This window comes from Micromonospora costi, assembly GCF_003626655.1.
GTDB classification, from domain to species: Bacteria; Actinomycetota; Actinomycetes; order Mycobacteriales; family Micromonosporaceae; genus Micromonospora; species Micromonospora costi.
Genome location: NZ_RBAN01000001.1, coordinates 2,015,094 through 2,039,097 on the forward strand (window position 1 = coordinate 2,015,094; position 24,004 = coordinate 2,039,097).

24 protein-coding genes are annotated in these 24,004 nt (G+C 71.8%); 14 read left to right on the plus strand and 10 right to left on the minus strand.

Annotated elements, in window-relative coordinates; genetic code table 11:
- Window positions 1-16: 16 nt before the first annotated feature.
- Entirely contained in the window at window positions 17-2,596 is a 2,580-nt protein-coding gene (locus D7193_RS09170) for a DUF1565 domain-containing protein (RefSeq protein ID WP_147434347.1), read from the minus strand.
- A gap of 90 nt (window positions 2,597-2,686) precedes the next feature.
- Window positions 2,687-2,896, minus strand: a complete 210-nt coding sequence (locus D7193_RS09175; protein WP_120778839.1) for a GntR family transcriptional regulator — start codon at window positions 2,894-2,896, stop codon at window positions 2,687-2,689.
- A 372-nt stretch (window positions 2,897-3,268) separates the two neighbouring features.
- Between D7193_RS09175 and D7193_RS09180 the strand changes: the two genes are divergently transcribed.
- The 4 genes from D7193_RS09180 to D7193_RS33385 all read left to right on the plus strand — a co-directional run bounded on the left by D7193_RS09180 (window position 3,269) and on the right by D7193_RS33385 (window position 5,995).
- Window positions 3,269-3,556 carry a DivIVA domain-containing protein gene (locus D7193_RS09180; RefSeq protein ID WP_120778840.1) on the plus strand — a complete coding sequence of 96 codons (288 nt, stop codon included), beginning with the start codon at window positions 3,269-3,271 and terminating at the stop codon, window positions 3,554-3,556.
- On the plus strand, window positions 3,553-3,828 hold the full coding sequence (locus tag D7193_RS09185) for a hypothetical protein (protein WP_120778841.1): 276 nt from the start codon (window positions 3,553-3,555) through the stop codon (window positions 3,826-3,828). Before D7193_RS09180 ends, D7193_RS09185 begins: the two co-directional genes overlap by 4 nt.
- 152 nt (window positions 3,829-3,980) lie before the next feature.
- Window positions 3,981-5,825: an amidase gene (locus D7193_RS09190; RefSeq protein ID WP_120778842.1), complete on the plus strand. Its 1,845-nt coding sequence runs from the start codon at window positions 3,981-3,983 to the stop codon at window positions 5,823-5,825.
- Complete coding sequence (locus tag D7193_RS33385) at window positions 5,822-5,995, plus strand: hypothetical protein (protein ID WP_158674784.1); 174 nt, start codon at window positions 5,822-5,824, stop codon at window positions 5,993-5,995. The genes D7193_RS09190 and D7193_RS33385 overlap by 4 nt, the downstream gene beginning before the upstream one ends.
- A gap of 170 nt (window positions 5,996-6,165) precedes the next feature.
- Here D7193_RS33385 and D7193_RS09195 read toward each other — a convergent pair whose 3' ends face one another.
- Complete coding sequence (locus tag D7193_RS09195; protein WP_174242567.1) at window positions 6,166-6,933, minus strand: TIGR03089 family protein; 768 nt, start codon at window positions 6,931-6,933, stop codon at window positions 6,166-6,168.
- A 131-nt stretch (window positions 6,934-7,064) separates the two neighbouring features.
- On the opposite strand from D7193_RS09195, the gene D7193_RS09200 reads away from it, so the two are divergent.
- Window positions 7,065-7,436: a DUF4267 domain-containing protein gene (locus tag D7193_RS09200; RefSeq protein WP_120778843.1), complete on the plus strand. Its 372-nt coding sequence runs from the start codon at window positions 7,065-7,067 to the stop codon at window positions 7,434-7,436.
- A gap of 153 nt (window positions 7,437-7,589) precedes the next feature.
- On the plus strand, window positions 7,590-9,896 hold the full coding sequence (locus D7193_RS09205; RefSeq protein WP_120778844.1) for an esterase-like activity of phytase family protein: 2,307 nt from the start codon (window positions 7,590-7,592) through the stop codon (window positions 9,894-9,896).
- A gap of 129 nt (window positions 9,897-10,025) precedes the next feature.
- On the opposite strand, the gene D7193_RS09210 is transcribed toward D7193_RS09205, so the two are convergent.
- The 3 genes from D7193_RS09210 to ligD (D7193_RS09220) all read right to left on the minus strand — a co-directional run bounded on the left by D7193_RS09210 (window position 10,026) and on the right by ligD (D7193_RS09220) (window position 13,162).
- Window positions 10,026-10,895, minus strand: coding sequence for a GNAT family N-acetyltransferase (locus tag D7193_RS09210; RefSeq protein ID WP_120778845.1), 870 nt, complete (start codon window positions 10,893-10,895; stop codon window positions 10,026-10,028).
- Window positions 10,896-11,316: 421 nt separating this feature from the next.
- Entirely contained in the window at window positions 11,317-12,231 is a 915-nt protein-coding gene (ligD, locus tag D7193_RS09215) for a non-homologous end-joining DNA ligase (protein WP_120778846.1), read from the minus strand.
- The gene (ligD, locus tag D7193_RS09220) at window positions 12,221-13,162 is read right to left on the minus strand and encodes a non-homologous end-joining DNA ligase (RefSeq protein WP_120778847.1); all 942 of its coding nucleotides are present in this window, start codon (window positions 13,160-13,162) and stop codon (window positions 12,221-12,223) included. Before ligD (D7193_RS09220) ends, ligD (D7193_RS09215) begins: the two co-directional genes overlap by 11 nt.
- An 84-nt stretch (window positions 13,163-13,246) precedes the next feature.
- On the opposite strand from ligD (D7193_RS09220), the gene ku reads away from it, so the two are divergent.
- A complete protein-coding gene (gene ku, locus D7193_RS09225) occupies window positions 13,247-14,263 on the plus strand; it encodes a non-homologous end joining protein Ku (RefSeq protein ID WP_120778848.1) in 1,017 nt (338 codons plus the stop codon).
- A 9-nt stretch (window positions 14,264-14,272) separates the two neighbouring features.
- Here ku and D7193_RS09230 read toward each other — a convergent pair whose 3' ends face one another.
- Complete coding sequence (locus D7193_RS09230) at window positions 14,273-14,665, minus strand: PPOX class F420-dependent oxidoreductase (RefSeq protein WP_120778849.1); 393 nt, start codon at window positions 14,663-14,665, stop codon at window positions 14,273-14,275.
- A gap of 107 nt (window positions 14,666-14,772) precedes the next feature.
- Between D7193_RS09230 and D7193_RS09235 the strand changes: the two genes are divergently transcribed.
- The 6 genes from D7193_RS09235 (at window position 14,773) to D7193_RS09260 (ending at window position 19,104) form a co-directional block, all read left to right on the plus strand.
- On the plus strand, window positions 14,773-15,162 hold the full coding sequence (locus D7193_RS09235) for a MerR family transcriptional regulator (RefSeq protein ID WP_120778850.1): 390 nt from the start codon (window positions 14,773-14,775) through the stop codon (window positions 15,160-15,162).
- Window positions 15,135-15,479 (plus strand): thioredoxin family protein, encoded by a 345-nt coding sequence (locus D7193_RS09240; RefSeq protein ID WP_120778851.1) that lies wholly within the window; start codon window positions 15,135-15,137, stop codon window positions 15,477-15,479. The genes D7193_RS09235 and D7193_RS09240 overlap by 28 nt, the downstream gene beginning before the upstream one ends.
- A 124-nt stretch (window positions 15,480-15,603) precedes the next feature.
- On the plus strand, window positions 15,604-16,248 hold the full coding sequence (locus D7193_RS09245) for an FKBP-type peptidyl-prolyl cis-trans isomerase (protein WP_120778852.1): 645 nt from the start codon (window positions 15,604-15,606) through the stop codon (window positions 16,246-16,248).
- Between the two features lie 199 nt (window positions 16,249-16,447).
- Window positions 16,448-17,272, plus strand: a complete 825-nt coding sequence (locus tag D7193_RS09250; protein WP_120779371.1) for an SCO6745 family protein — start codon at window positions 16,448-16,450, stop codon at window positions 17,270-17,272.
- Between the two features lie 45 nt (window positions 17,273-17,317).
- A complete protein-coding gene (locus tag D7193_RS09255; protein WP_120778853.1) occupies window positions 17,318-17,971 on the plus strand; it encodes an HAD family hydrolase in 654 nt (217 codons plus the stop codon).
- A gap of 119 nt (window positions 17,972-18,090) precedes the next feature.
- Entirely contained in the window at window positions 18,091-19,104 is a 1,014-nt protein-coding gene (locus tag D7193_RS09260) for an NADPH:quinone reductase (RefSeq protein ID WP_120778854.1), read from the plus strand.
- Window positions 19,105-19,312: 208 nt separating this feature from the next.
- On the opposite strand, the gene D7193_RS09265 is transcribed toward D7193_RS09260, so the two are convergent.
- Window positions 19,313-20,947 carry a fatty acid--CoA ligase gene (locus D7193_RS09265; RefSeq protein WP_174242604.1) on the minus strand — a complete coding sequence of 545 codons (1,635 nt, stop codon included), beginning with the start codon at window positions 20,945-20,947 and terminating at the stop codon, window positions 19,313-19,315.
- A gap of 98 nt (window positions 20,948-21,045) precedes the next feature.
- Here D7193_RS09265 and D7193_RS09270 point away from each other — a divergent pair, with 98 nt between their 5' ends.
- Entirely contained in the window at window positions 21,046-21,537 is a 492-nt protein-coding gene (locus D7193_RS09270) for an NUDIX domain-containing protein (protein ID WP_120778856.1), read from the plus strand.
- Between the two features lie 34 nt (window positions 21,538-21,571).
- Here the strand turns inward: D7193_RS09270 and D7193_RS09275 are convergent, their stop codons facing one another.
- Complete coding sequence (locus D7193_RS09275; protein WP_241562859.1) at window positions 21,572-23,248, minus strand: MDR family MFS transporter; 1,677 nt, start codon at window positions 23,246-23,248, stop codon at window positions 21,572-21,574.
- Between the two features lie 135 nt (window positions 23,249-23,383).
- Complete coding sequence (locus D7193_RS09280) at window positions 23,384-23,935, minus strand: type 1 glutamine amidotransferase domain-containing protein (protein ID WP_120778858.1); 552 nt, start codon at window positions 23,933-23,935, stop codon at window positions 23,384-23,386.
- Window positions 23,936-24,004 lie beyond the last annotated feature (69 nt).

The window sequence follows — 24,004 nt, forward strand, 5'->3', positions numbered from 1 at the left end:
TCTCCGCGGGATGCGGTCAGTACCGCGGTGTGATGAAGATGCCCGCCTGGTCGACGATCGCGTGGGTGGTGCCCGAGCTGTTGTTGTAGAGCTTCAGCCCGCCGCTGGTGCCGACGATGGCGAGATTCGAGGCGGTCTCGCTCGCCACGAAGTTGACGTTCGACACCGCCGGGCGCGCCGCGTTCCCTGGATGCGCGATGAGGAACCCGGCCGCGGTCGGCTTGGTGACGGTAAGGTTCGCCACCATCGCGACGGCCACGCAGCAGTCGCTCGGATAGACGGTGACCGTCTCCCGCGGCTGGAGCGGCTTCGCGCCCCCACGGTAGGGAAGGCCCGTGGCATCCCGGCTGTCGGCGATCCGCAGCGGCCCGTTCGGAACGTAGCCGAGCTGGCCGTCCGACCCGAAGTACCCGGCCAGGTCCGCCACCACGTGGGTGCTGCCGGAACTCTGGTTGTGGATGCTCAGCTTGAGGTCCTTGACGGGCACGATCACCAGATTCGGGATGGTCTGGCCGGTGACGAAGTTCAGGTTCGACGCGGTCGGTACCGGCGATCCGTACGGGAACACCTTCAGCACGCCGTTGGCCCGCGGCGCGGTGACCGTCACGTTGAGGACGACGGCCGTGGCACCCGGGGAGACCTTCAGGTCCAGGTCGAGTGTCCGAGTGCTGTTCGGCGCGAGCGCACCACCCCCGGTACGGGTGTCCAGGACCCGCTTCGGCGTCTGCGTGGCGAAGCCCTGGCCGGCGGCCCCGTACCAGCCCTGGAGGTCGGCGACGACGTGCACGGTGCCGCTGCCGCCGCTGTTCCGGATCCTGATCTTGCCGTTGGTCATCGGCACGGTCACCAGGTTCGGCACCGTCTCCTTGGCCACGAAGTTCACGTTCGAGGCGGTGGGCAGGCTCGTGCCGTCGGGATAGACGGTGAGGAAGCCGGAGGTCGTCGGCTGGGTCGCGGTCACGTTCAGCACCACCGCGCTGATGTCCGCCGCCGGCACCCCGCCGATGCTGGGGATCGAGAGCACCACCTCCGAGTAGGCCGGCACGGGGGTGGTGGTGCCGACGCCGATCGCGGACCGGGTGTCCAGCAGGCGCGTCGGCGCCACCGCCGTGTAGTGCGCACCGAGCGTCGTGCAGGTCCGGGAGCTGCCGCCAGCACTGGACCGGAAGCCACTCCAGCTGACGTACACCAGCACGCAGGCAGCCCCCGCCCGACGGAACCGGTGGTTCACGTCCAGGGACGGCCCGCTGACCCCCCAGAGGGGCGAGTCTTCGTACTTGTAGGCGAAGGAGCCGACGGGTCCGTCGGTCGTCCACTGGTTCGAGGTATGGCCGCGGAGCGTGGTGTCGAACGGACCGGCGCCGATCGTCCGGTGGAGAGGCTCGAGAGAGGAGCCGCTTCCCCCGATCAGCTCGACCGCCCCCCGGTCGTGAAAACCGTTGCCCGAGCCGGTGTTGGCCTGGGTCGGATCATCGGCGTGCGAGTTGCCGAACAGGTCGGTGGCCGGAACGCCGCGCGCATTCGCGTCGGCCGAGTCGATGCCGGGAGAGCCCGGCTTCAGCGGGAGGTAACCGCGGTCACCGGCCTTGGTCAGGTCGAGCAGCGGGTCGGCGGCGATGTCGTTCGCGCCCTGCCCGGTGGCCGTTCGGAAGTCGGCCAGGGTCGAGTAGGTCGTCCCGTCCCAGGCGTACGGCGCCCAGCCGGCGGTGGGATCGATCAGATTGTGGTGCGCGACCGTTCCCGGCACCGACCCGGCCGACACCACGACGGCCGTCTCGACGACCGGCTGGATACACGGCAGTTGGTCGGCCAAGGGTTGAACGACGTTGTTCGCGATGACGGCACCGGGTGAGGTGCCGCTGACGTCGATACCCGGTCCGCAATAGGCCAGGACAGTGTTGTTGGTGACGGTGGAAACCGGCGCGTCCGTGAGGACCATGGTGCCGAACGGGATCTGGTTGGCGACCAGGGTCGTGCCCGTCGCTCCCTCCTCGACGACCAGCGCCGGCCTGCCGGCATTGTTCAACCAGTTCCGGCTCACGGTCACGTCCTGCGATCCGCCGGTGACGCGTACCGTAGCCGGCGCACGCACCTGGTTGACGGCCAGGCCGTCGACGGTCACCCGCGACGAGCCGTCCACCACGACGGCCGGAGTCTTCCCGTCGCCGTGGAGGGTGAATCCCTCGACGACCACGTCGTGCACCTGGCGGATGCTGAAGATCGTGCCGGAGACGGCGGTGGTGTTGAGCCGTCCCACCCGGACCATGCCGCCCCGGATGTTGACGGCCCGGAACGTGATCGGTGCCGCCTCGGTGCCCGACCGGGTGAAGGCCACGTTCTCCTGGTAGATCCCCGGCTGCACGAGCACGGTCTGACCGGGCTGCACGACGGCTGCGGCGGCCGAGATCGTGCAGAAGGGCGCGTCCGGGCTGCCATCGCCGCCGGGCGCGCAGTTCGTCTGGCTGACGAACAGCTCCGACCCGCTGTATGCCGCCGGGGCGGGGGCCGCGACGGCGGCGGGTGCCACCGGCACGACCAGACCTGCCGCTCCGATCAGGGGTACGAGCGCGAGCAGGGAACGGACAGGCCTCTTCATGAGCACCCCGTGATGATCAGCGAATGACGTGCCGCGGGAGCGTACCCCGGCGCACGGGCGCGCGATGACCGCCGATCGGTGGCCGACGGGTCAGCGCCGCTTGGATTCCGACACGAAGACGCCACGACCTGGGCGGCCCACCAGCACGCCCTGCTTCCGCAGCCGCGCCACGGCTCGGCTGATCGTGGACTGCGAGACGTCGTACTCATCTGCGAGCGCTCGCCCGGATGGCAGCTGCGATCCAGGTGGATACGTCCCGTTCTTGATTCTCTTCAACAGATCGTCGAGCAGCTCGTCCATTGTGGGCGGGATAGGCACGTCAGGCCCCTTGCAGTCGGTTGGCCCGCTCAGTATCGATCAAGCGCTGCGCTACAGGCAACGCATGTAGCGCTGGTGACATAGGTGGGTAGCTGACTCGAAGACATGCTTGACATAGGTGACTCGGTGGCAATACCGTCGCTCTCGGTGATGCGGTGCCGCTGCGGTCGGTTGGCGCCTCTCGTACCGGTCTCGCATCGCCGCCGAGACCTCACCCTCCGCGCTCCCCCGGCGCGGCCCTGCCGCCGCACCATCACACCTGAGGCGGCAGGGCGGGGCGGCCTCCGTCGACCGCAACCGGCGGAGGCCGCCCCCTCCCACAGCTCACGAGACCCCGACGAAGGGCGATCACCCGTGCGCGACCTGATCCGCCGGCTGGCACGCCGGCGCGACGAACCACGCCCGGCACCACCGGCCCCGCACCCGACGCGGATCCGCCCCTGGCACATCCGAGAGCGAACCTTCAACGTCCGCCGTCGCGGCCTCGATCCGGTCGAGATCCGCGCGTTCCTCCACCAGGTGGCCGACGAACTCACCGTCGCGCAGACCGCCCTGGTCGCGGTGCAGGAGGAGAACGTACGCATCAAGAGCGCCCTGCGCGCGTGGCAGAGCGCCCAGTCGGCGGACCGCCGCTACCGATGACCGAGCGCTGGGTGATCCACCTGCCGGTCACGGCGACCGACCTGCGCCGCGCCCGGCTCTACGCCCGCACGGCCGCGCGGGTGCTGGCCCGGCTGAACCCACGGGTCGAGCCGGGCGGGGTGACCGTGTCGGCCGAGGACGAACAGGGCGTACGCCATTGGGTCTTCTGTGACCGGTCACTACCCGGCGGCGGGCGGTGTGCGCTGCCGGCCGACCACCTGTCGGCCTGCTCCCGCCGGCCGCTCCGGTTGCCACGGAATCGACGCCTGTAGCGCTGGTCCGGCATCGGCGCAACCCGACGAAGATCGGTTTACCGGGCGGAAAGCAGTCGGCAACATCAATGTGACCGCTCATGCGTGACGATCCTCGCGGCAGCGGCACCTCGGGCGGTCACACGCCGCCTTCCTGGCAGACGGGAGCCTTCATGCGCAACGGAACGACAACCCCCTCCACCGTCGACGACACCCGGTCGGGCGTCAGCCGTCGCACCCTGCTCGGCGGCAGCGCCGCCGCGGCGGGCGCCACCGTGGCCGGTCTGGCCGCCGCGCAGCCGGCCGCGGCGGCGCCCGAACCCACGTCCGACCTGCTCAAGCACCTGCCCCCGGTCGGCCAGATCCCGCGCCGGTCGCGCCTCGTGGACTACGAGGTGAGCGAGCTGATCGTCCTGCTGCGGGCGCGGAAGGTGACCTCGGTGGAGCTGACCGAGGCCTACCTCGACCGCATCGCGCGGCTGAACGGTCCGTTCGAGGTGTACGGCGACAACGGCGGCTACAACGCGTTCGTCCGGATCGACCGGGACGGCGCGCTCGCCCAGGCGGCGGCCGCGGACAGGCGGCTGCGTACCGACCGGAAGGCGCCGCCGCTGTGTGGCATCCCCTTCGGGATCAAGGACTCGATCGCGGTCAAGGGACTGGAGGCGAAGAACGGCACCCACGCGTACGACGGAAACCTGTCGCACCGCGACGCGACCCTCGTGGCACGGCTGCGCGACCAGGGCGCGGTGATCATCGGGCACACCATCGCGTCGGCGTTCTCCGGCACCATCGCCGGCACGTTCGCCGGCAACGCCTGGAACCCGCGCTTCATCCCGGGCGGCTCCAGCCAGGGCTCCGGGGTGGCGACCGTGGCCCGGTTGGCCGCGGCCACCATCGGTGAGGAGACCGGCGGCTCGATCATCATGCCGTCGGCGGCGAACGGTGCGAGCGCCATCAAGCCGTCGCTCGGTCTCGTCTCGACCGGCGGGGTGATGCCGCTCTCCCCCGGCTACGACGTGGTCGGCCCCATCGCCCGCTCGATCCGGGACGCCTCGCTCGTGCTGGCCGCCGTCCTCGGGCCGGACCCGGCGCCCGACCCGCTGACCCTGTCCGCCCCGCACCCCTTCCCCGCACTGCCCCTGGCCGCCCGCGACGGCCGGCGGCCCCTGACGGGCACGACCATCGGCATCCCGCAGACCGACTGGATGACGCGGGGCGGCACCGGCGTCGCGCCCGCCGAGACGTACGACGGCGACTACCTCGCCGCGTTCGAACGGTTCAAGGCCGAGCTGGTCGCGCTGGGGGCCACGGTGAAGGAGTTCCCCGGCCTCGACGTGACGGTGCCGGAGAACGACCCCTACTTCCGGACGAACGAACGCCTGCCACTGCCCGACGGCAGCGTGGTGTCGCCCGCCACGGCGGTGCTCAACCCGAACCGGTACGAGATCCGGTACTGGCAGGCGGTCCAGGCGTTCGCCGAGTCGCACCCGGCGAACGCCGAGGCGTTGACCCGGCAGTTCGGCGACTTGGCCCGGGCCACGGCCGCGGCCGGAGCGATCCCCACCGCCGTACGGGACGAGGGCGAGCGACGCCGCCGCACGTTGCAGGCCAACTACCAGCGTGCGCTCGACGAGGCGGGCGTCGACTTCATGCTCGTGCTGCCGATCGGCGCGCAGATCGGGCCCCGCTTCGGCGGCACCCAGCTGCGCAACTACCGCAGCTTCTACCAGCTCCCCAACGCACTCACCTGGCCGATGGTGACCTTCCCGATCGGGTACGACAGCACCGAGGGGCTACCGATCAACGCCGCGTTCTGGGGGCCGCGCTTCTCCGAGCCGGCACTGATCCAGGCTGCCCTCGACTACCAGGACCGGCACCCGCAGCACCACCGGGCGGCACCGCCGGACCCGGTCTTCCCGCCGCCGCAGCGGGCGGGACGCCTCGCGCCCGTCGAGGAGACCGTGCCGCCGGAGCTGTCCAACGACCCGCTGGTCGCCGAGGAGGCCTGGTCATGACGGAACCGTTCCTGACCGTCGAGTGGCAACCGCTGCGCAACGCGGGCCTCCCGCTGCGGGACCCCGACGACGAACCTGAGCCGGCACTGACCGTCGAGTGGAGGCCGAAGCTCGGCACGAGCTGGTACGCGTACGGCGACCACCTCGCGGAGGACACCGACGCCCGTTGACGGACCGGCCGGCCTCCCCTTCCCGGGCGAGGCCGGCCGGACGTCCTCGTGTGTGACCTGGCGCGGCGATGCTCCCCGTCGATCATGCAGTTATGGTGCCCCACAAAGGGGGCATAACCGGGCCGATCGGGCACCACAAGTGCATGATCGACGGCTTGAAAGCGCGGGGCCTACAGCACTCGGGTCACCTGTTCGGCGCTGATGCGGGTGTCCAGGGTGGACCGGTCCAGGTTCGCGCACAGGACCACGGACGCGCCCACGGACAGCGGCGCGAGCAGCCACTTCAACGGCTGCTCGTGCTCGGCCGCGTCGATCAGGAGGCGGTCACCGGCCCGCAGCTCCCACCTGTCGGCCATCTCCCGGGCGAGCGCGCCCCACTGGCCGTACGTGGTGCCGTCGGGGCTGGCCGCGTCGGTGGGGCGGATCGCGGCGTGGTCCGGCGGGACGTCGGTGTGCCGCAGCACCTCGGTGGACCAGTCGAGCCAGCCCACGGGGACGTCGGTCAGCGGCTCCCGCCGGGTGCCCACGAGGTAGCGGTGGGTCCCGTCCGGCACGTCCTCGAGCCAGTCGTCGAGGCGTTCCGGCGTCACGAACACCGCGTCGTACGGCGTGTTCCCGCCCGGCTCGAGCACCGGCAGCCCGGCGGTGGCCCGCGGCCGGAACGACACCGCGAGGCCGAGCGACCAGGCGCCCAACAGCACCGCGGCGGTACGCCAGTGCGGCGGCAGCAGCACCGCGACCCGATCGCCGGCGGCGAGGCGGCAACCGTCGCGCAGCAGGCCCGCGCTGCGCGCCGCCCAGTTGCCGAGGTGCTGCGCGGTGAGGTCGACGCGCTCGCCGGTCGCGTCATCGAGGTAGGTGAGCAGGGGCCGTTCCGAGCCGACCGGAGGCGTGCCGGTGGGCAGGGCCGACAGGTCGGCCGCGACGGATCGCTGCATCTTCACCCTCCCGGAGACGACGTCCCGCCCACCCTAACCACCCGTCGACGCACTTAGCGCCGCTAGCCATTCTGTCGCCGCTCTGCTAGCGTCGCTCCTGCATCTAGCGCTGCTAGCAAACGGAGTCGGACATGCTCAGCCCCCTCGCCTACGGCCTCGCCGTCGTCCTCAGCCTCTTCGTGGTCTTCATCGGCGCCCGCTTCCTCCTGGCACCGCAGGCCTCGGCCGCCGGTTACGGGGTCCCGGCCGCTCCGAACGGCGACCCCGCCTACCTCACGATCAAGGGACTGCGCGACCTCAGCTACGGCCTGCTCGGCCTCGCCCTGATCGCCTTCACCACCGCCGACGCGGTCGCCTGGTTCATGTTGATCGTCGCGCTCAACCCGCTGGGCGACACGCTCGTCGTGCTGAAGCACGGCGGTACGAAGGCCACCGCGTTCGGCATCCACTTCGCCACCGCGGTCGTCGTCCTCCTCGACGCCGCCCTGCTGTTCGCCCTGTGAGCACCTGCGAGGGCCGGCTTCTCGGCCGTGGCCGTGCCTGGGCGGTGCCGCGTGGGGCTGAGACGACCTTCGCCGACTGTTCACGTACGCGCAAGCTGATGATCCCCCACGGGTGCCAGCCTCCGTCCGGGCACGACCCTACGGAGGAAGTCCTTGACATTCAGAAGAACATTCACCGCGCTCACCGCGGTCGGCGTCGCGGCCGCGAGCCTGACCGGCGCCACCTCCGCCTCGGCGGGCGGACACCACCACGGCAAGCCGCTCGCCTTCGACCGTGTCGCCACGTTCCCGGTCTTCCAGAACCGACCGGCCGGTGAGGACCCCACGTCCCCGACCGTCGCCGAGATCTCGACCGTCAGCCAGGACGGCCGCACCCTCATCTACACCGACGCGCTGGGCCGACGGATCGGGTTCCTCGACATCTCCGACGCCGACAAGCCGCGCGGCCTCGGCACCCTCTCGCTGTCGCAGCTCGGCGACGCCGAGGACGAACCCACCTCGGTCGCCGTGGTCGGCCCGTACGTGCTCGTGGTCGTCAACACCAGCCGCAGCTACACCGAGCCGTCCGGACGGCTGGACGTCATCGAGCTGGCGACCCGCGAGCGGGTGCGCAGCCTCGAGCTGGGCGGCCAGCCCGACTCGATCGCCATCAGCAAGGACCGCCGCTACGCGGCCATCGCCATCGAGAACGAGCGGGACGAGGAGGCCACCCCGCCCGGCGGCGAGGAGGGCGACCTGCCGCAGCAGCCCGGCGGCTTCGTGCAGATCGTCGACCTCACCGGCGCGTCGCCGGCCGGCTGGCGGTTGCGGCCCGTACCGCTGACGGGCCCGAACGGTCAGGCCCTCCCCGCGCTGGTGGAGGCCGGCCTCGCCGCGCCGACGGACCCGGAGCCGGAGTACGTCTCGATCAACAGCCGCAACCAGCTGGCGGTGACCCTCCAGGAGAACAACGGCGTCACGCTGATCGACCTGCGCAGCGGCCGGATCGACCGGGTGTTCAGCGCGGGTACGGCGTCCATCAGCGGCATCGACACCGACGACGACGGCACCATCGACCTGACCGGCAGCATCACCGACGTGCCGCGCGAGCCGGACGCGGTGGCCTGGATCGACGACCGCTACCTCGCGACCGCCAACGAGGGCGACTGGCGGGGCGGCACCCGCGGCTGGTCCATCTTCGACAGCCGCACCGGCCGGGTGGCCTGGGACGCCGGCAACACGTTCGAGCGGCTCGCCGCCACGTACGGCCTCCACAACGAGGACCGCGGCGGCAAGAAGGGCACCGAGCCCGAGGGCGTGGCCGTCGCCGAGTACGACGGTGTCCGGTACGGCTTCGTCGGTTCGGAGCGCAGCAACTTCGTCGCCGTCTACGACCTGAGCGACCCCACCAGGCCGGCCTTCCGGCAGGTCCTGCCCTCCACCAACGGGCCCGAGGGGCTGCTGCCCATCCCGTCGCGCGGGCTGTTCGCCATCTCCAGCGAGGAGGACGACGCGTCGGTCAACGTCCGGGCCTCGGTCTCGCTGTACCGGCTGGGCCAGGGCACGCCGGCCTTCCCGACCATCGTGTCCGCCTCGGACAAGCGCGGTACGCCGATCGGCTGGGGTGCCCTGGGCGCGCTCAGCGCGGTGCCCGGCAAGCGTGACCAGCTCGTGAGCGTCACCGACGCGGCGTACTCGCAGACCCGCATCCTGACCATCGACGCGAAGAGGTCCCCGGCCGTCATCACCGGGACGCTGGCCGTCACCGACGCCGCCGGCACGCCGGTCGGCTACGACGCCGAGGGCATCTTCGCCCGTCCGCAGGGCGGCTACTGGCTCGCCGTCGAGGGCGCCAAGGGCTCGGAGAACGCGCTGGTCCGGCTCGACTCCGCCGGGGTCACCCGGCAGGTCGTGCCGCTGCCCGCGGAGGTCGCCGCCGGTCTCGGCAAGCAGGGCCTGGAGGGGGTCACGGCCAGCACCGACCGGAGCGGCCGAGAGGTCGTCTGGGTGGCCGTACAGCGGGAGCTGTCCACGGACCCGGCCGGCATCGTGCGGATCGGCCGGTACGACGTCGCGGCCGGCACCTGGAGCTGGTTCGGCTACCGGTTGAACACCACCACCGTCGCCGGTGACTGGATCGGCCTGTCCGAGATCACCGTGGTCGGTGACCGGCTCGCCGTGATCGAGCGGGACAAGCTGAACGGCCCCGCCGCCGCCCTCAAGCGGGTCTACACCGTGCCGATGCCCGACGCGGCCGCGGTGCCCGGCCCGCTGCGCGTGCTGCCGAAGACGCTCGCCGTCGACGTGCTGCCCGCGCTGCGCGCCACGAACGGGTGGACGCAGGAGAAGCTGGAGGGCTTCACCGTGGCCGGCAACGGCGAGGTGTACGCGGTCACCGACAACGACGCGCTCCAGGACGCCACCGGCGAGACGGTGTTCCTGAGGCTCGGGTCCAGCCGGAAGATTTTCGGGCGCGGCTGACCCGTAGCGGCCCGGCAGCGGTCGGCTGGGCCGCCCGGCCCACCGCTCCGTCGATCATGCAGTTGTGGTGGTAGACGAAGACGGCATATGGGGGTGGGCCGGGCACCACAAGTGCATGATCGACGGGCTTCAGGCCCGGAGCAGGTAGCGCGCTCGGCGGCCGGCGTCGGCGAAGCCCAGGCGCCGGTAGAGCGCCGCGGCCGGATTGTCGTCGTTGACGCAGAGCCACGCCTCCGGGGCCCCGTCGGCCGCGAGCGACCGCAACGCGCACGCCACCAGGTACGCCCCGACGCGCCGCTTCCGCCACTCCGGTACGACACCGACCTGGTCGATCCACGTGCCGATCACGTTGACGAAGCCGATCGCCCGCCCGTCCGGGTCACGGGCCAGCAGGGAGAGGTCCGGCCGGTACTCGTCGTCCTCGCGCAGCTCCCCCAGCCACTCGTCGGCATCCGGGAGGCTGAAGCCGGGCCGGTCGGCGAAGGACCGGTGGTACGCCTCGAACAGCTCCGGGCCAGCCTCCCAGGTCACCGACTCGGTGCGTACGCCGTGGGGCGCGGCCACCTCCGGGAGCGCGGCGAGGTCGTGGCGCAACACCCACTCGACGAACGTGCGCTCGAAGCCGCGCGCGGCGAACAGGGCCTCGCCGCCCGCGCTCCACGTCTCGGTGGTCACCAGCAGGTCCTCACGGCCGGCCTGTTCGCCCGCCCAGCCCAGCAGCCGTCCGCCGAGGCCCCGCCCCCGCCAGTCGGGGTGCACGAGGCCGGTCGCGGTGACGGGCCGGCGGTCGGCGTCGACACCGACCGCCGCCACGAGGTGGCCATCGTGCCAGGCACCGAGGGTACGGCCCTGGAGCAGGCGCGCCCGCAGCAGCGGCGGCCGGGTGAACAGCGGCAGCCCGCCGTCGGCCGCGAGGCACGCCTCGGCCAGCCCGGTCAGGGCCGGAAGGTGGTCCTCGCCGAACGGCGTCCAGCTGAGGGAGGTGTCGGTCCGGTCCACCGTGGTCCTCCGTGATCCGCGCCGCGGCCCGGTCGGCCAGGCGTCCGCGGAGAAGTAGGCGCGCGGACGGGTGCCGACGTCAACCGGATTCGACCGCGGCGTCCGGCGTCCGGCGTCCGGCGTCCGGCGTCCGGCGTCCGGCGTCACTTAGTGTGATGTTCTCCCACACTATTGCCCACCTGGTTCGGACGCTTTGCTCTGCACCCCTATAAGCAACAGTGACGGTCGGTCACCGACCGCCACCGACCGCCTGCGGGCGGAAGATGGATACGCGCAGCTCAGAGCGGTGTTGCATATGTGGGTGCAGAGCAAAGCGGGCGAAGGCCGGTAGGCCCACCGGCCAGGGGCGGTGACTCCGAGTTATCACACCCTGTGCCACGCTGAGTGACCCGGCTGGCCGCCGTGGCACCGGTCCGGGCGCTCAGCCCTCCGGCAGCTCGGGGCCGCCGTCGAGGATCGGGGCGAGCAGGTCCCCCGACTTCTCCACCCGCTTCAGCACCTCGCCCGCCGTGTACGGCTTCGCCGCCGGCCGCTTCCCGGCCGCGCCCGCCTCTACCTCGTCCCACGTCAACGGCGTCGACACCGACGGCACCGACTGTGCCCGCAGCGAGTACGGCGCGACCGTCGTCTTCGCCGCGTTGTTCTGGCTCCAGTCGATGAAGACCTTGCCGGGGCGGAGGTTCTTCGCCATCTTCGACACCACGAGCTTCGGATGTGCCCGTTCCAGCTCCTGGGCGATGCGTTTGGCGTACGCGGAGACGTCGTCGGAGGACTGGGTGCCGGCGATCGGGCAGCAGAGCTGCATGCCCTTCTTGCCGGAGGTCTTCGGGTAGCTGTCGACGCCGTCGTCGGCCAGCCGGTCCCGCATGAGCATCGCCACCTGGCAGCACTGCTTGAGCGCGGCGGGGGCACCCGGGTCCAGGTCGACCACCATCATGTCCGGGTGCTCGCCGACCTTCCACTGCGGCGTGTGCAGCTCCAGCGCGGCGAGGTTGGCCAGCCAGACGAGCGTCGGCAGGTCGTCGGCGACCACGTAGTCGATCGTCTCCCGCCCCTTGCTCGACCCGGGCGCCGGCAACGTCTCGGTACGCACCCAGTCGGGCGTGGCGGCCGGGGCGTTCTTCTCGAAGAACGAGCCGCCGTCGACGCCGTTGGGGTAGCGGATCCGAGTGAGCGCCCGATCCCGTAGGTGCGGCAGGAGCACCGTGGAGATCCGGGTGTAGTAGTCGATCACCTCGCCCTTGGTGAACCCCGCGGCCGGAAAGAGCACCTTGTCCAGGTTGGACAGCTCCAGCGAGCGGCCCTCGACGTCCACCCGGAACCGGTCAGCCGGCATCGTCGACCTCCTCGGGCGGTTTGTCCGGTCGGAGCCGGAGCACCCGGGGAAACCGTAGCCGCCCGTCGGGGGTGCGCTGGCCGTACTTCACCTCCACCACGACCCGGGGTGTTACCCAGATCGCCGTGCGCGCATCCTCGCGGGGCACGTCGCCGGCGAACGGCGAGGTGGGCGTACGCAGCGGCTCCAGCTCGGCGAGGAGCTGCCGCTCGACGGCCGCGCCGATCCCGCCGCCGACCCGGCCACGGAACGTGAGCCGACCGTCCGGGCGGGGGACGCCGACCAGCAGCCCGCCGATCTTCCGCGCCCCGGGCCGCCAGCCACCGACCACGAAGTCGCCCGTCACCTCCAGCTTGACCTTCACCCAGTCCGGCGAGCGCACCCCGGGCCGGTAGGCCGAGCCGAGCCGCTTGGCCATCACCCCTTCCAGGCCGTGCTCGCCGGCCGCCTGGTAGGTGGCCGGGCCGTCGGAGAAGACCGGCGGTACGGCCCAGCGGGCGCCGCCGAGGCCCAGGCCGTCCAGCGCCTCCCGGCGGCGCTCGTACGGCCAGCCGATGAGGTCCTCGCCGTCGAGGCGGAGCACGTCGAAGATCATGTACGTCACCGGCATGACCGCCGCGAGCCGGGCGGCACGGTTCCGGTCCCGGACGTGCATCCGCTCGGCGAGGGCCGTGAACGAGGGCTGGCCGGATTCGCCGAACAGCACCACCTCGCCGTCGAGCAGGGCGTCGGCCACCTGGTTACGGAGCGTGGCCAATTCGGGGTACGCCGCGGTAATCTCGACGCCGGAGCGGGCGTACAGGTGCTGCTGGCCCTCGGAGATGTCGGCGAGCGCGCGCACCCCGTCCCATTTGAACTCGTACGCCCAGCCGGCGCCCGCCGGGAGCTGCCCGGTCATCGCGAGCATCGGCTTCACAGGCGCGCCGGGCACGTCCTGACTGTAGTTCGGGGCGGAAGTCCTCGCGCCCGCTTCGATCATTTGCGATCCTGGGCAGTACCGGGGAGAGGAGCTGACATGCGGGCCATCTGGAAGGGAGCGGTCTCGTTCGGGCTGGTCTCGATCGCGGTCAAGCTCTACTCGGCCACCGAGGAGAAGGACATCCGGTTCCACCAGGTCCACCGGGAGGACGGTGGCCGGATCCGCTACAAGCGCACCTGCTCGATCTGCGGCGAGGAGGTCACCTACGACGACATCGCCAAGGGGTACGACATCGGCGGCGGCGAGATGGTGATCCTCACCGACGAAGACTTCGCCGAACTGCCCCTGAGCACGTCACGCGCGATCGACGTGCTGGAGTTCGTCCCCGCCGAGCAGGTCGACCCGATCCTCTACAACAAGGCGTACTTCCTGGAGCCCGACGGTTCGGCCACCAAGCCGTACGTGCTGCTGCGGAACGCGTTGATCGACTCCGAGCGGGTAGCCATCGTGAAGGTGGCGCTGCGCCAGCGGGAGCAGCTCGCCACGCTGCGGGTACGCGAGGGCGTCCTGCTGCTCAACACCATGCTCTGGCCGGACGAGGTGCGTAAGCCCGACTTCGGCTTCCTCGACGAGGACCTGAAGGTCCGGCCCCCGGAGCTGGCGATGGCCAGTTCGCTGATCGACTCGATGACCGGCGACTTCGAGCCGGACGCGTTCACCGACGACTACCGGGCGGCGCTCCAGGAGGTCATCGACGCGAAGGTCGAGGGCCGCGAGGTGGTGCAGCCGGAGGAGGTCGAGGAGGCCCCGGCCGCGGCCGTGGACCTGATGGCCGCGCTGAAGGCGTCCGTGGAGCGGGCCAAGGCGGCGCGCGGCGAGCCCCGCGGCGGCGGCGCCGGCGAGCCGACCCCGATCTCGGCGGCCCGGTCGGCGCAGAAGAAGGCCGCCGAGAAGAAGGCCACCAAGGCGCCCGCGAAGAAGGCCGCCGAGAAGAAGGCCGCGCCGAAGAAGGCGGCCGCCAAGAAGGCGGAACCGAAGAAGGCCGCCCCGGCGGAGAAGAAGGCCGCCACGAAGAAGGCGGCGCCGAAGAAGACCGCCCGCAAGACCGCCTGACGAGGGGTCTCAGCCCCGGCCGAGCTTGTGGGTCGGGGTCACCCGCACGAGCACCCGCTCCTCGCCGGGCTGACGGAACGGGTAGGTGTCCTGCCCGAGGTACTTCATCGCCATCCGGTCGATGTGCGCGTCGGCGCCCTCCGACAGCAGCTCGGCGGTGCCCTTGACCCAGAGCGTACGGAAATCGTCCGCCTTGTCGGCCACGGAGATCGCCACGTGCGGGTCGCGCCGGAGGTTCTCGTACTTGACCCGCCCGCGGACGGTGTTGAACAGGATGTGCTCGCCGTCGGTGTCCACCCAGACCGGGGTGACGTGCGGGCTGCCGTCGGGCTCGATGGTGGCCACGTGGGCCAGCTGCGGCTCGGCCAGCAGGGCGAGGTCTTCGTCGGTGAGGATCCCCATGGTCGGAATCTACCGACGGGCCGGCCCGGTTTCCCGGGTTCGGCCTTGCCTTGACGTCGGCGGCAAGGTCTAGCTTTCAGTGCGACGCCAGCGGCGAGGGAGGTCCGATGCTGATCGGCGAACTGGCGGAACGCGCCGGCACGAGCACCCGTGCGTTGCGGTACTACGAGACGCACGGGCTCGTACGCCCGGCCCGCTCGGCGAACGGTTACCGGGTCTACGACGAGGCCGAGCTGCACGTCGTACGCGAGATCCGGGCGCTGCTCGCGGTCGGGTTCGGGCTGGACGACATCCGTCCGTTCGTCGCCTGCCTGCGTGCCGGCAACGCCTCCGGGCACGTCTGCCCGGATTCCGTCGCCGTGCTGCGCCGCAAGCTCGCCGAGGTCGACGCCGGCCTCGAGCGGCTGCACGCCGTACGGCAGGAGTTGCGGGACCAACTCGCCCACGCCATCGCCCAGCGGGAGGAAACATGCCTCAGGTTGCGCACCACGCCCTGACCACCGTCACCGACGACAGCTTCGCCGAGACCGTGCTGGCCGCCGAGCGGCCCGTGGTGGTCGACGTCTGGGCGGAGTGGTGCCCGCCCTGCCACGCCATCTCCCGCAGCCTCGGCGAGCTGGCCGAGGAGTTCGCGGGGCAATTGACGATCGCCACGCTCAACTCGGACGAGAACCCGGAGACGACCCGCCGCTATCAGGTCATGTCGCTGCCCACCCTGCTGGTGTTCCGGCGGGGCGAGCTGGTCGGCTCGATCGTGGGTTCCCGGCCGAAGAACCACCTGCGGCAGGCGCTGGCCCGCCACCTGGAGGGCTGAGCGGCCGCGGTTTTTCCCGGTGCCGGGTGAGGCGCTGCGGGCGTCCGGGCGGGTACCGTGTGCGTCGGCTGTCCCCCCGGCACCCGCTGCCGGCCACCCCACCTTCTTCGCAGGGAGTCGACGAGTGAGCGAGCGGACCGAGAACCGGTCGAAGTCGGAGCGGCGCCTGGCCGCGCAGTTGGCCGCGCAGAAGGCGGCCGAGGCGAAGCGCCGCCGGCAGGCGTGGCTCGGCGGCCTGGCGGGCCTGGCCGTCGTGGCCGTGCTGATCACCGTCTTCGTGATCGTCGGTCAGGGCGGCGACGACGATGCCGCCCCGCAGGCCGACGCCGCCCCGTCCGCGAGCGCACCGGCCGACCAGCCGGCCGCTCCTCCCGCACCGCAGCTCCCCGAGGACGCGGACCCGGCGCTCGGCACCAAGCCCGCCGTGACGGCCGGCAAGGGCGACCTGACGAAGCTGACCGTCACGCCGGTGATCAAGGGCACTGGCCCGGCGGTGCAGGCCGGGCAGACGATCACCACGAACTACGTGGGTGTCTTCTACAAGGACGGCAAGGAGTTCGACTCGTCGTGGGAGGCCGGGCAGCCGGCGAGCTTCCCGATCGGCGTCGGGCAGGTCATCAAGGGCTGGGACCAGGGCCTCGTCGGCGTGACCGTGGGCAGCCGGGTGCAGCTCGACATCCCGGCCGACCTGGCGTACGGCAACGACGGCTCCGGTGGCCGTCCGGCCGGTCCGCTGCGCTTCGTGGTGGACGTGCTCGCCGCGCAGTAGCGCCGCACCACCCTCTCCGGGTGGTTGTGGGTCGTCCGTCACCTGGTGGCGGTGCATTTGCCCACAGAGGGCTTCCGGCCCGTTACACACCTCCAGTAGGTTCCTGGTCACCCTGGACACCGGCGTCCGGGGGATCCGGATTTCGACGCGGAGGTGCACGTTGACGGCGCTGGACGGCCCCGGGCGGACCGCCCGGCTCATGTGGACGCACTACGAGCCCGTGCACGCGGTGACCTACTTCCACCCGCGGGCACGGGCCGCGTACGAGGCGGCCGGGCTGCGAGGGTACTGGCGGGGCTACTTCGCGGGCCGGGTCGCCCCGCTCGGCGCGGTCGACGCCGCACCGGTGACGGCCGCGTTCTTCAATTTCGCCCCGGCGATGGTGTCCCGGGCGCTGCCGTCGATCTGGCGGCTGGCCACCCCGCAGGAGGCACTGCGGGCGCGGCTCACCGGAGCGGTCCAGGCTCTCGCCGAGCTGACGTACGAGCTGCCCGAAACGCACCTGTCCGAGGCCGCCGACCTGCTGGAGGCGGCCGCGGGCGCGGTCGAGACCGCCGGCCGGGTGCTCGGTGCCGCCAACGCCGCGCTCCCCGCCGGGGAGTACCCGCTGGCCCGGCTCTGGCAGGCCGCCACCACGCTGCGCGAGCACCGCGGCGACGGGCACGTGGCCGCGCTGGTCGCCGCCGACCTCGACCCCGTCGAGACGCTGGCCTGGCGGGTGGCCGTGGACATGCCGCCGCAGAACCTGCTGGGCCGCGGCTGGACCGAGGAGCAGTGGCAGGCCGCGCGCGAGCGGCTGATCGCCCGGGGCTGGCTCGACGCGGACGGCGAGCCCACCGAGCGGGGACGCGCGGGCTTCCAGGCCGTCGAGGACGCCACCGACGCGGCGGCCGCCCGGCCCTGGCAGGCCCTCGGCGCGGACCGGACCGACCGGCTGCGCGAACTGCTCGATCCCGTCGCCCGCGCCTGCCACACGATCATCCCGGCCGACAGTCCGATCGGCCTGCCCGCACTGCCGGCCTGACCCCGGCTCCACCCGTCACCCGGGCCGGTCGGGCAGGATGGGGTCGTGGTGGATGCGGTGATCTTCGACCTGGACGGCGTGATCGTGGACTCGGAGCCGGTATGGGAGGAGGTCCGCCGGGCGTACGTGGCGACGCACGGCGGGACGTGGCAGCCGGACAGCCAGCGCCGGCTCATGGGGATGAGCACCGGCGAGTGGGCGCGCTACCTCAGCGACGAGCTGGGCGTCGCGCGTACTCCCGAGCAGGTGGCCACCGAGGTGGTCGACGAGATGACCCGGCGGTACGCGGCGCGCGTACCGCTGATCGACGACGCCGACCAGGTGGTACGCCGCGTGGCCGCGCGGTGGCCGTTGGGCCTGGCCAGTTCCTCGCCGACCCGGCTGATCGCGGCGACGCTGGCCGCCACCGGCCTCACCGACACGTTCCGCGCGACGCTGTCCACCGAGGAGACCGCGCGCGGCAAGCCGGCGCCGGACGTCTACCTCGCTGTGGCGGAGCGGCTGGGCGTGGACCCGACGCGCTGCGCCGCCGTCGAGGACTCGTCCAACGGGGTGCGGTCGGCGGCGGCGGCCGGGATGCGGGTGGTGGCCATCCCGCACGGGTCGTACCCCCTGGACGAGGACGCGACGCAGCTCGCGGCCGTGACGCTGGGTTCGGTGCACGAGCTGACCCCCGAGGTCGTGGAGCGCCTCGACTGACCGGTTGCGTCCTTCTCCTCCCTCCGGGCGCGCGGTTGTACGGTTTCGGAGGCCGCCGGACGGAATGATCGGAGCGCGTCCGGGTAGGGCAGCGCGGGCCACCGCGGGGAGGAGAGGCGATGAAGGCGATCGTGTACGAGCGCACCGGCGACCCGTCGGTGCTCCAGTTGGTCGACCGGCCGGTGCCGGAACCCGGCCCCGGTGAGGTCCTGGTGCGGATGGCCGTCTCCGGGGTGAACCCCACGGACTGGAAGGCCCGCCGGCAGTGGCCCCTGCCGGAGGGCTGGCAGACGCCGGGGCAGGACGGCGCCGGGGTGGTCGAGGCGGTCGGCGAGGGCGTCGACCCGGACCTGATCGGCGAGCGGGTGTGGCTGTGGGAGGCCGCGTGGCAGCGGCCGTGGGGCACCGCCGCCGAGTACACGGTGGTCCCGGTCCGTCAGGCCGTACGCCTGGGCGACGCCTCGTTCGACCTGGGCGCCTGTCTCGGGATCCCGTTCCTCACCGCGCACCGCTGTCTCACGGCCGGCGAGTACATGCCGGACAACCTGCGTGCCGGTGCGCTGAGCGACCACACGGTGCTGGTGCAGGGCGGTGCGGGCGCGGTGGGCAACGCGGCGATCCAGCTCGCCCGCTGGGCCGACGCCTGCGTGATCGCCACGGTGAGCAGCGCGGAGAAGGCGCAGCTCGCGGCGGCGGCCGGCGCCTCGTTCATTATCAACTACCGCGAGCAGGACGTGGTCGAGGAAATCCGCAAGATCGCGCCCGACGGGGTGCACACGATCGTCGAGGTGGCGCCGAGTGCGAACGCGGCCACCGACGTGGAGGTGCTGCGCAACGGGGCGGCGGTGTGCGTCTACGCCGACGACGGTGGCGGCGAGGTGACCCTGCCGGTGCGGAAGCTCATGATGCCGAACGCGCGCTGGCAGTTCGTCCTGGTCTACACCGAGCCGAAGGCGGCCAAGGCGCAGGCGGTCAGGGACGTCGCGGCGGCGGCCGCGCAGGGTGGCATCCGGGTGGGCGAGGAGGCCGGCCTTCCGCTGCACCACTACCCGCTGTCCGCGACGGCCGCCGCGCACCAGGCGGTGGAGGGCTCGGCCGTCGGCAAGGTCCTCGTGACGACGAGCGGCCAGTAGCCGACCCGCCGGTGGGCGAATTTCGCGGTCGCCGACAGGAGATTTCCCGTCATCGGGACGTAGGCGAACAAGTCTCGCAATAATGGCATTGCGGGTCGCCCCGCATTAAACGGGCGGCCCCGGCGCGGTGCGAACGCCGGGGCCGCCCCTGGGGAGGAAGGTCTGACAGGAAGGTCCTGCCCAACAGGCGTCCGCCCGTGGGAAAACGTTACGGCGCGGCCAGCTCCCGGACGGTGAGTTCCCCCTCGGCGTACCGCGAACGGACGACCTTCTTGTCGAACTTGCCCACGCTCGTCTTCGGCACGGCGTCGATGAACGCCCACCGCTCGGGCAACTGCCAGCGCGCCACCGAGGCGGCCAGGAAGTCGCGCAGCTCCTCGGCGGTGACCGACGCACCCTCGCGGACCACCACCGTCGCCAGGGGACGCTCGTCCCAGCGCTCGTCCGGCACCCCGACGACGCAGGCCTCCAGCACGGCCGGGTGCGCCATGAGCGCGTTCTCCAGCTCCACCGACGAGATCCACTCGCCGCCGGACTTGATGACGTCCTTCGCCCGGTCGGACAGCGTGATGAAACCGTCCGGCGAGAGCGTCCCCACGTCACCCGTCCGCAGCCAGCCGTCGCGGAACTTCTCCTCGTCCGGGGTCTCGTCGCCGACGTACCGCGCGGTCACCCACGGCCCGCGGACCTCCAGCTCGCCCACGGACGCCCCGTCTGCCGGCAGCGGCTCGGCCAGCGGGCCCACGATCCGCGCCTCCACCCCCGCCGGGATGCGGCCCTGCGTGTAGCGGTAGCGCCACGCCTCCTCCCCGGTCGCGCCGGCCGGCGGGCGGGAGACCGACCCGAGCGGCGACATCTCGGTCATCCCCCACGCGTGGATGACCTGGATGCCGTGGCGCTCGGCGAACGCGTGCATCAGCGCCGGCGGGCAGGCCGACCCACCGACGATCACCTCCTTGAGAGAGGAGGTGTCCACCTCGTGGCTGTCCAGGTAGGCCAGCAGGTCGGTCCAGATGGTCGGTACCGCGCCGGCCAGGGTGGGCCGCTCGGCGGCGATCATCTCGGCGATCGGGGCGGCCTGCAGGAACCGGTCCGGCATGATCAGCGAAGCCCCCGAGAGGAACGCCGCGTACGGCAGCCCCCAGGACATGGCGTGGAACATCGGCACGATGGCCAGCTCACGGTCGGTCGGGCCGAGGCCGAACCCCTCCGGCATACAGACCTGGAGGGAGTGCAGGTAGATCGAGCGGTGCGAGTACGCCACGCCCTTGGGGTTGCCGGTGGTGCCGGAGGTGTAGCAGAGGGCGGCCGCGTCCCGCTCGTCCACCACGGGCCAGTCGTACGTGTCGGGGCGGCCGGCCAGCAGCTCGTCCCAGGTGTGCACGGTGATCCGGTCGCCGGCCGCCTCGACCAGCGGCGCGGGGTCGCCGCCGCCGACCACCACCACGTGCCGGACCGTGGTCATCTGGCCGATCACCCGAGCGAGCAGGGGGATGAGCGTGGTGTCGACCAGGACCACCCGGTCCTCGGCGTGGTTGGCGATGTACGCCACCTGGTCGGGAAAGAGCCGGATGTTCAGCGTGTGCAGCACGGCGCCCATGCTCGGCACCGCGAAGTAGGCCACCAGGTGCTCGTTGTTGTTCCACATGAACGTGGCGACCCGCTCGTCGCCGGTCACGCCGCACTCGGCGCGCAACCCGTGGGCCAGCCGGGCGGCGGCCCGCCCGACCTCGGCGTACGTCATCCGGCGCGGCTCGGCGCCGGTCCACGTGACCACCTCGGCGGTGCCGTGCACGGTGGCGCCGTGTTCGAGGATCCGGGCGACCTGGAGAGGGGCGTCCATCATCGTGCTACGCATGGGTGACAAGCTAGTGTCGCCGGTCACACCTTGGGAACCCCGGAAACCCGGCCGCCCCCGGCCGCGCCTCGTAAATTGTCCGGGTGAGCATCTCCTGGGCCGACTCGTACGTGGGGCAGCTGCGCGCGCTGGCCGGGGACCGGACGCTGATGTTCGTCGGTGCCCGGGCGGTCGTACGCGACAACGCCGGGCGCGTCCTGTTGATCCGGCGCTCGGACAACGGCCAGTGGGCCATGCCGGCCGGCGCCATGGAGCTGGGTGAGTCGATCGCCGACTGCGCGGTCCGCGAGGTGCGTGAGGAGACCGGGCTCCGGGCGCTGCGGGTCTGCGCGTTCGCCCTCTACACCGGCCCGGAGCGCACCAACACGAACATGTACGGCCACACGTACCAGATCTTCACCACGGCGTTCCGCGTCGAGGAGTGGGACGGCACGCTGTCGCGGGTGACCGACGAGACCACCGATGCGGCCTTCTTCCACCGCGACCAGTTCCCCGCACCGCTCTCGACGTCGGTGCCGGAGACCCTCGCCGACCTCGACGTCTTCGAGCAGACCAACCGCCTGATCCTCAAGTGACCCACGGCCCGGGCAGGGCCCCGCGGAGCCCGTCCTAGATCATCGTCTGGGACTTGGCCTCCATCTCGGCGGCGGCCTGGTCCTTGGACTCCCGCGACAGCGGCTTGCCGCCGGGCGCCGGGGCCTCGCCGCCCAGCCCGTCGGTGCCACCGGTGTTGCCCGCCGGGCCGGTGCCGCGCAGCTGCGCGTTCGGCATCACGAGCGTGACCAGCACCGCCGCGATGGCGATCAGGCCGGCGGTCAGGAAGACCTGGTGCAGCCCCTCCACGAACGCGGCCTGGATGGCGGACCGCACCGGCGCGGGCAGCGCCATGATCGTCGCCGGGTCGTTGATCGAGATGTTCGGGCCGCCGCTCGCCGCGACGGCCGCCTGCTGCTGCGGCGGCAGCTGGGCGATGGCCGGGGGCAGCCGGTGGGTCAGCTCGTTGGCGAGCCGCGAGGACAGCGCCGCGCCGAGGATGGCGACACCGAACGACCCGCCCAACGACCGGAAGAAGGTCGCCGAGGACGTACCGGACCCGAGGTCCCGGATCGAGACGGCGTTCTGCACGGCGAGGATCAGCGACTGCATGCTCAGGCCCAGCCCGACGCCGATCACCACCATGTAGCCGAACGCCGTCCAGAGCGAGCTGTTCACGTGCAGCTGGGTGAACAGCAGCATGCCGGCGAGCAGCACCGCCGAGCCGACCACCGGGAACCACTTGTACCGGCCGATGCGGCTCATCGCCCGGCCGGTCAGGACCGACGTCACGATGATGCCGGCCATCATGGGCAGCATCAGCAGACCGCTGCGGGTCGGCGAGGCGCCCTTGACGATCTGGAGGTACAGCGGGATGAAGATGATCGACCCGAACATCACCAGACCGAGCACGAAGCCGGCCAGGTTGGCCAGCGTGAACGTCCGGTTGCGGAACAGCCGCAGCGGCAGGATCGGCTCGGCGACCCGCGACTCCTGCACCACGAACAGCACCGCCAGCGCCGCGCCGGCCGCGAACAGGCCCAGGATGACCGGCGAGCTCCAGGCGTACTCGGTGCCGGCCCAGCTCAGCGCCAGCAGCAACGAACTCACGCCGGCGACCAGAAGCCCCGCGCCGATCCAGTCGATGGCGTGGTCGCGGCGCTGGAACGGGACGAGCCGCATGACGTGGTAGCAGACCACGATGGCCAGGATCGCCAGGGGCACGTTGATGTAGAAGATCCACCGCCAGTTGGTCTCCGCGAAGTACCCGCCGACGAGCGGGCCGGCCACCGACGAGATGCCGAAGACCGCGCCGAAGAGACCCTGGTAGCGACCGCGCTCCCGGGGCGAGACCACGTCCGAGATGATGGTGAACGCGAGCGTCATGAGACCGCCGGCGCCCAGACCCTGGATGCCTCGGGTCAGGATCAGCTGGGTCATGTTCTGCGACAGCCCCGCCAGCAGCGACCCCAGGAGGAACGTGCCGATCGAGAAGAGGAAGACCGGGCGGCGCCCGTACAGGTCGGCCATCTTCCCGTAGAGCGGCGTCGACGCGGTCGAGGCGAGCAGGTACGCGGTCACCACCCACGAGTAGTGGTTGATCCCGCCCAGCTCACCGACGATGGTCGGCAGGGCCGTACCGACGATGGTCTGGTCGAGTGCCGCCAGCAGCATGCCGGTCATCAGCCCGACCATGAGCAGACGGATCTGACGAGTGTTCAGGACCGGGGCGGCATGGGCTTCCGTGGTCACCCGGCCTTCTTCCCCACAGGGCTGGAGCCATGCCCGGCGGATCGGGCGAACTTGACCCCGCAGGTCACGGCGGTGGCGGCGTCACCGGGGAACCGGTTCCGCCGCCACCGTCATGATCGCTGAGGCCGGGGATCGTCAGTGGCGACCCTCGGCGAACTCCTCGACGATCTTCGCGCAGAACGCCGGGAGGTCGTCCGGCTTGCGGCTGCTGACCAGGCCGTTGTCGGTGACGCACGGCTCGTCCACCCAGGTCGCGCCCGCGTTCGTGAGGTCGGTGCGCAGGCTCGGCCAGGACGTGATCCGCCGGCCGCGCACCACGTCGGCCTCGACGAGCGTCCACGGCCCGTGGCAGATCACCCCGACCGGCTTGCCGGCGTCGAAGAACGCCCGCACGAACCGCACCGCGTCCGGGTCGGTACGCAGGAAGTCCGGGTTCGCCACCCCGCCCGGCAGGACCAGGGCGTCGTAGCTGCCGGCGTCCGCGTCCGCCGCGGTGACGTCGACGTCGTACGTCTTCGACTGGTCCAGGTGGTTGAAGGACTGGATGGAGCCGGGCTTGAGCGACACCAGCTCGACCGTGGCGCCGGCGTTCTCCACCGCCTCCCGGGGCTGGACGTACTCGACCTCCTCGACACCGTCGGCGGCGAGGAACGCGATGCGCTTGCCCTGAAGTGTCGTCGCTGCCATCTCGAATCGTCTCCTCTCCGGGGGTCCCTACGGATCGTTCCCGGGGCGCAACGGGCGAAACCCGGCATC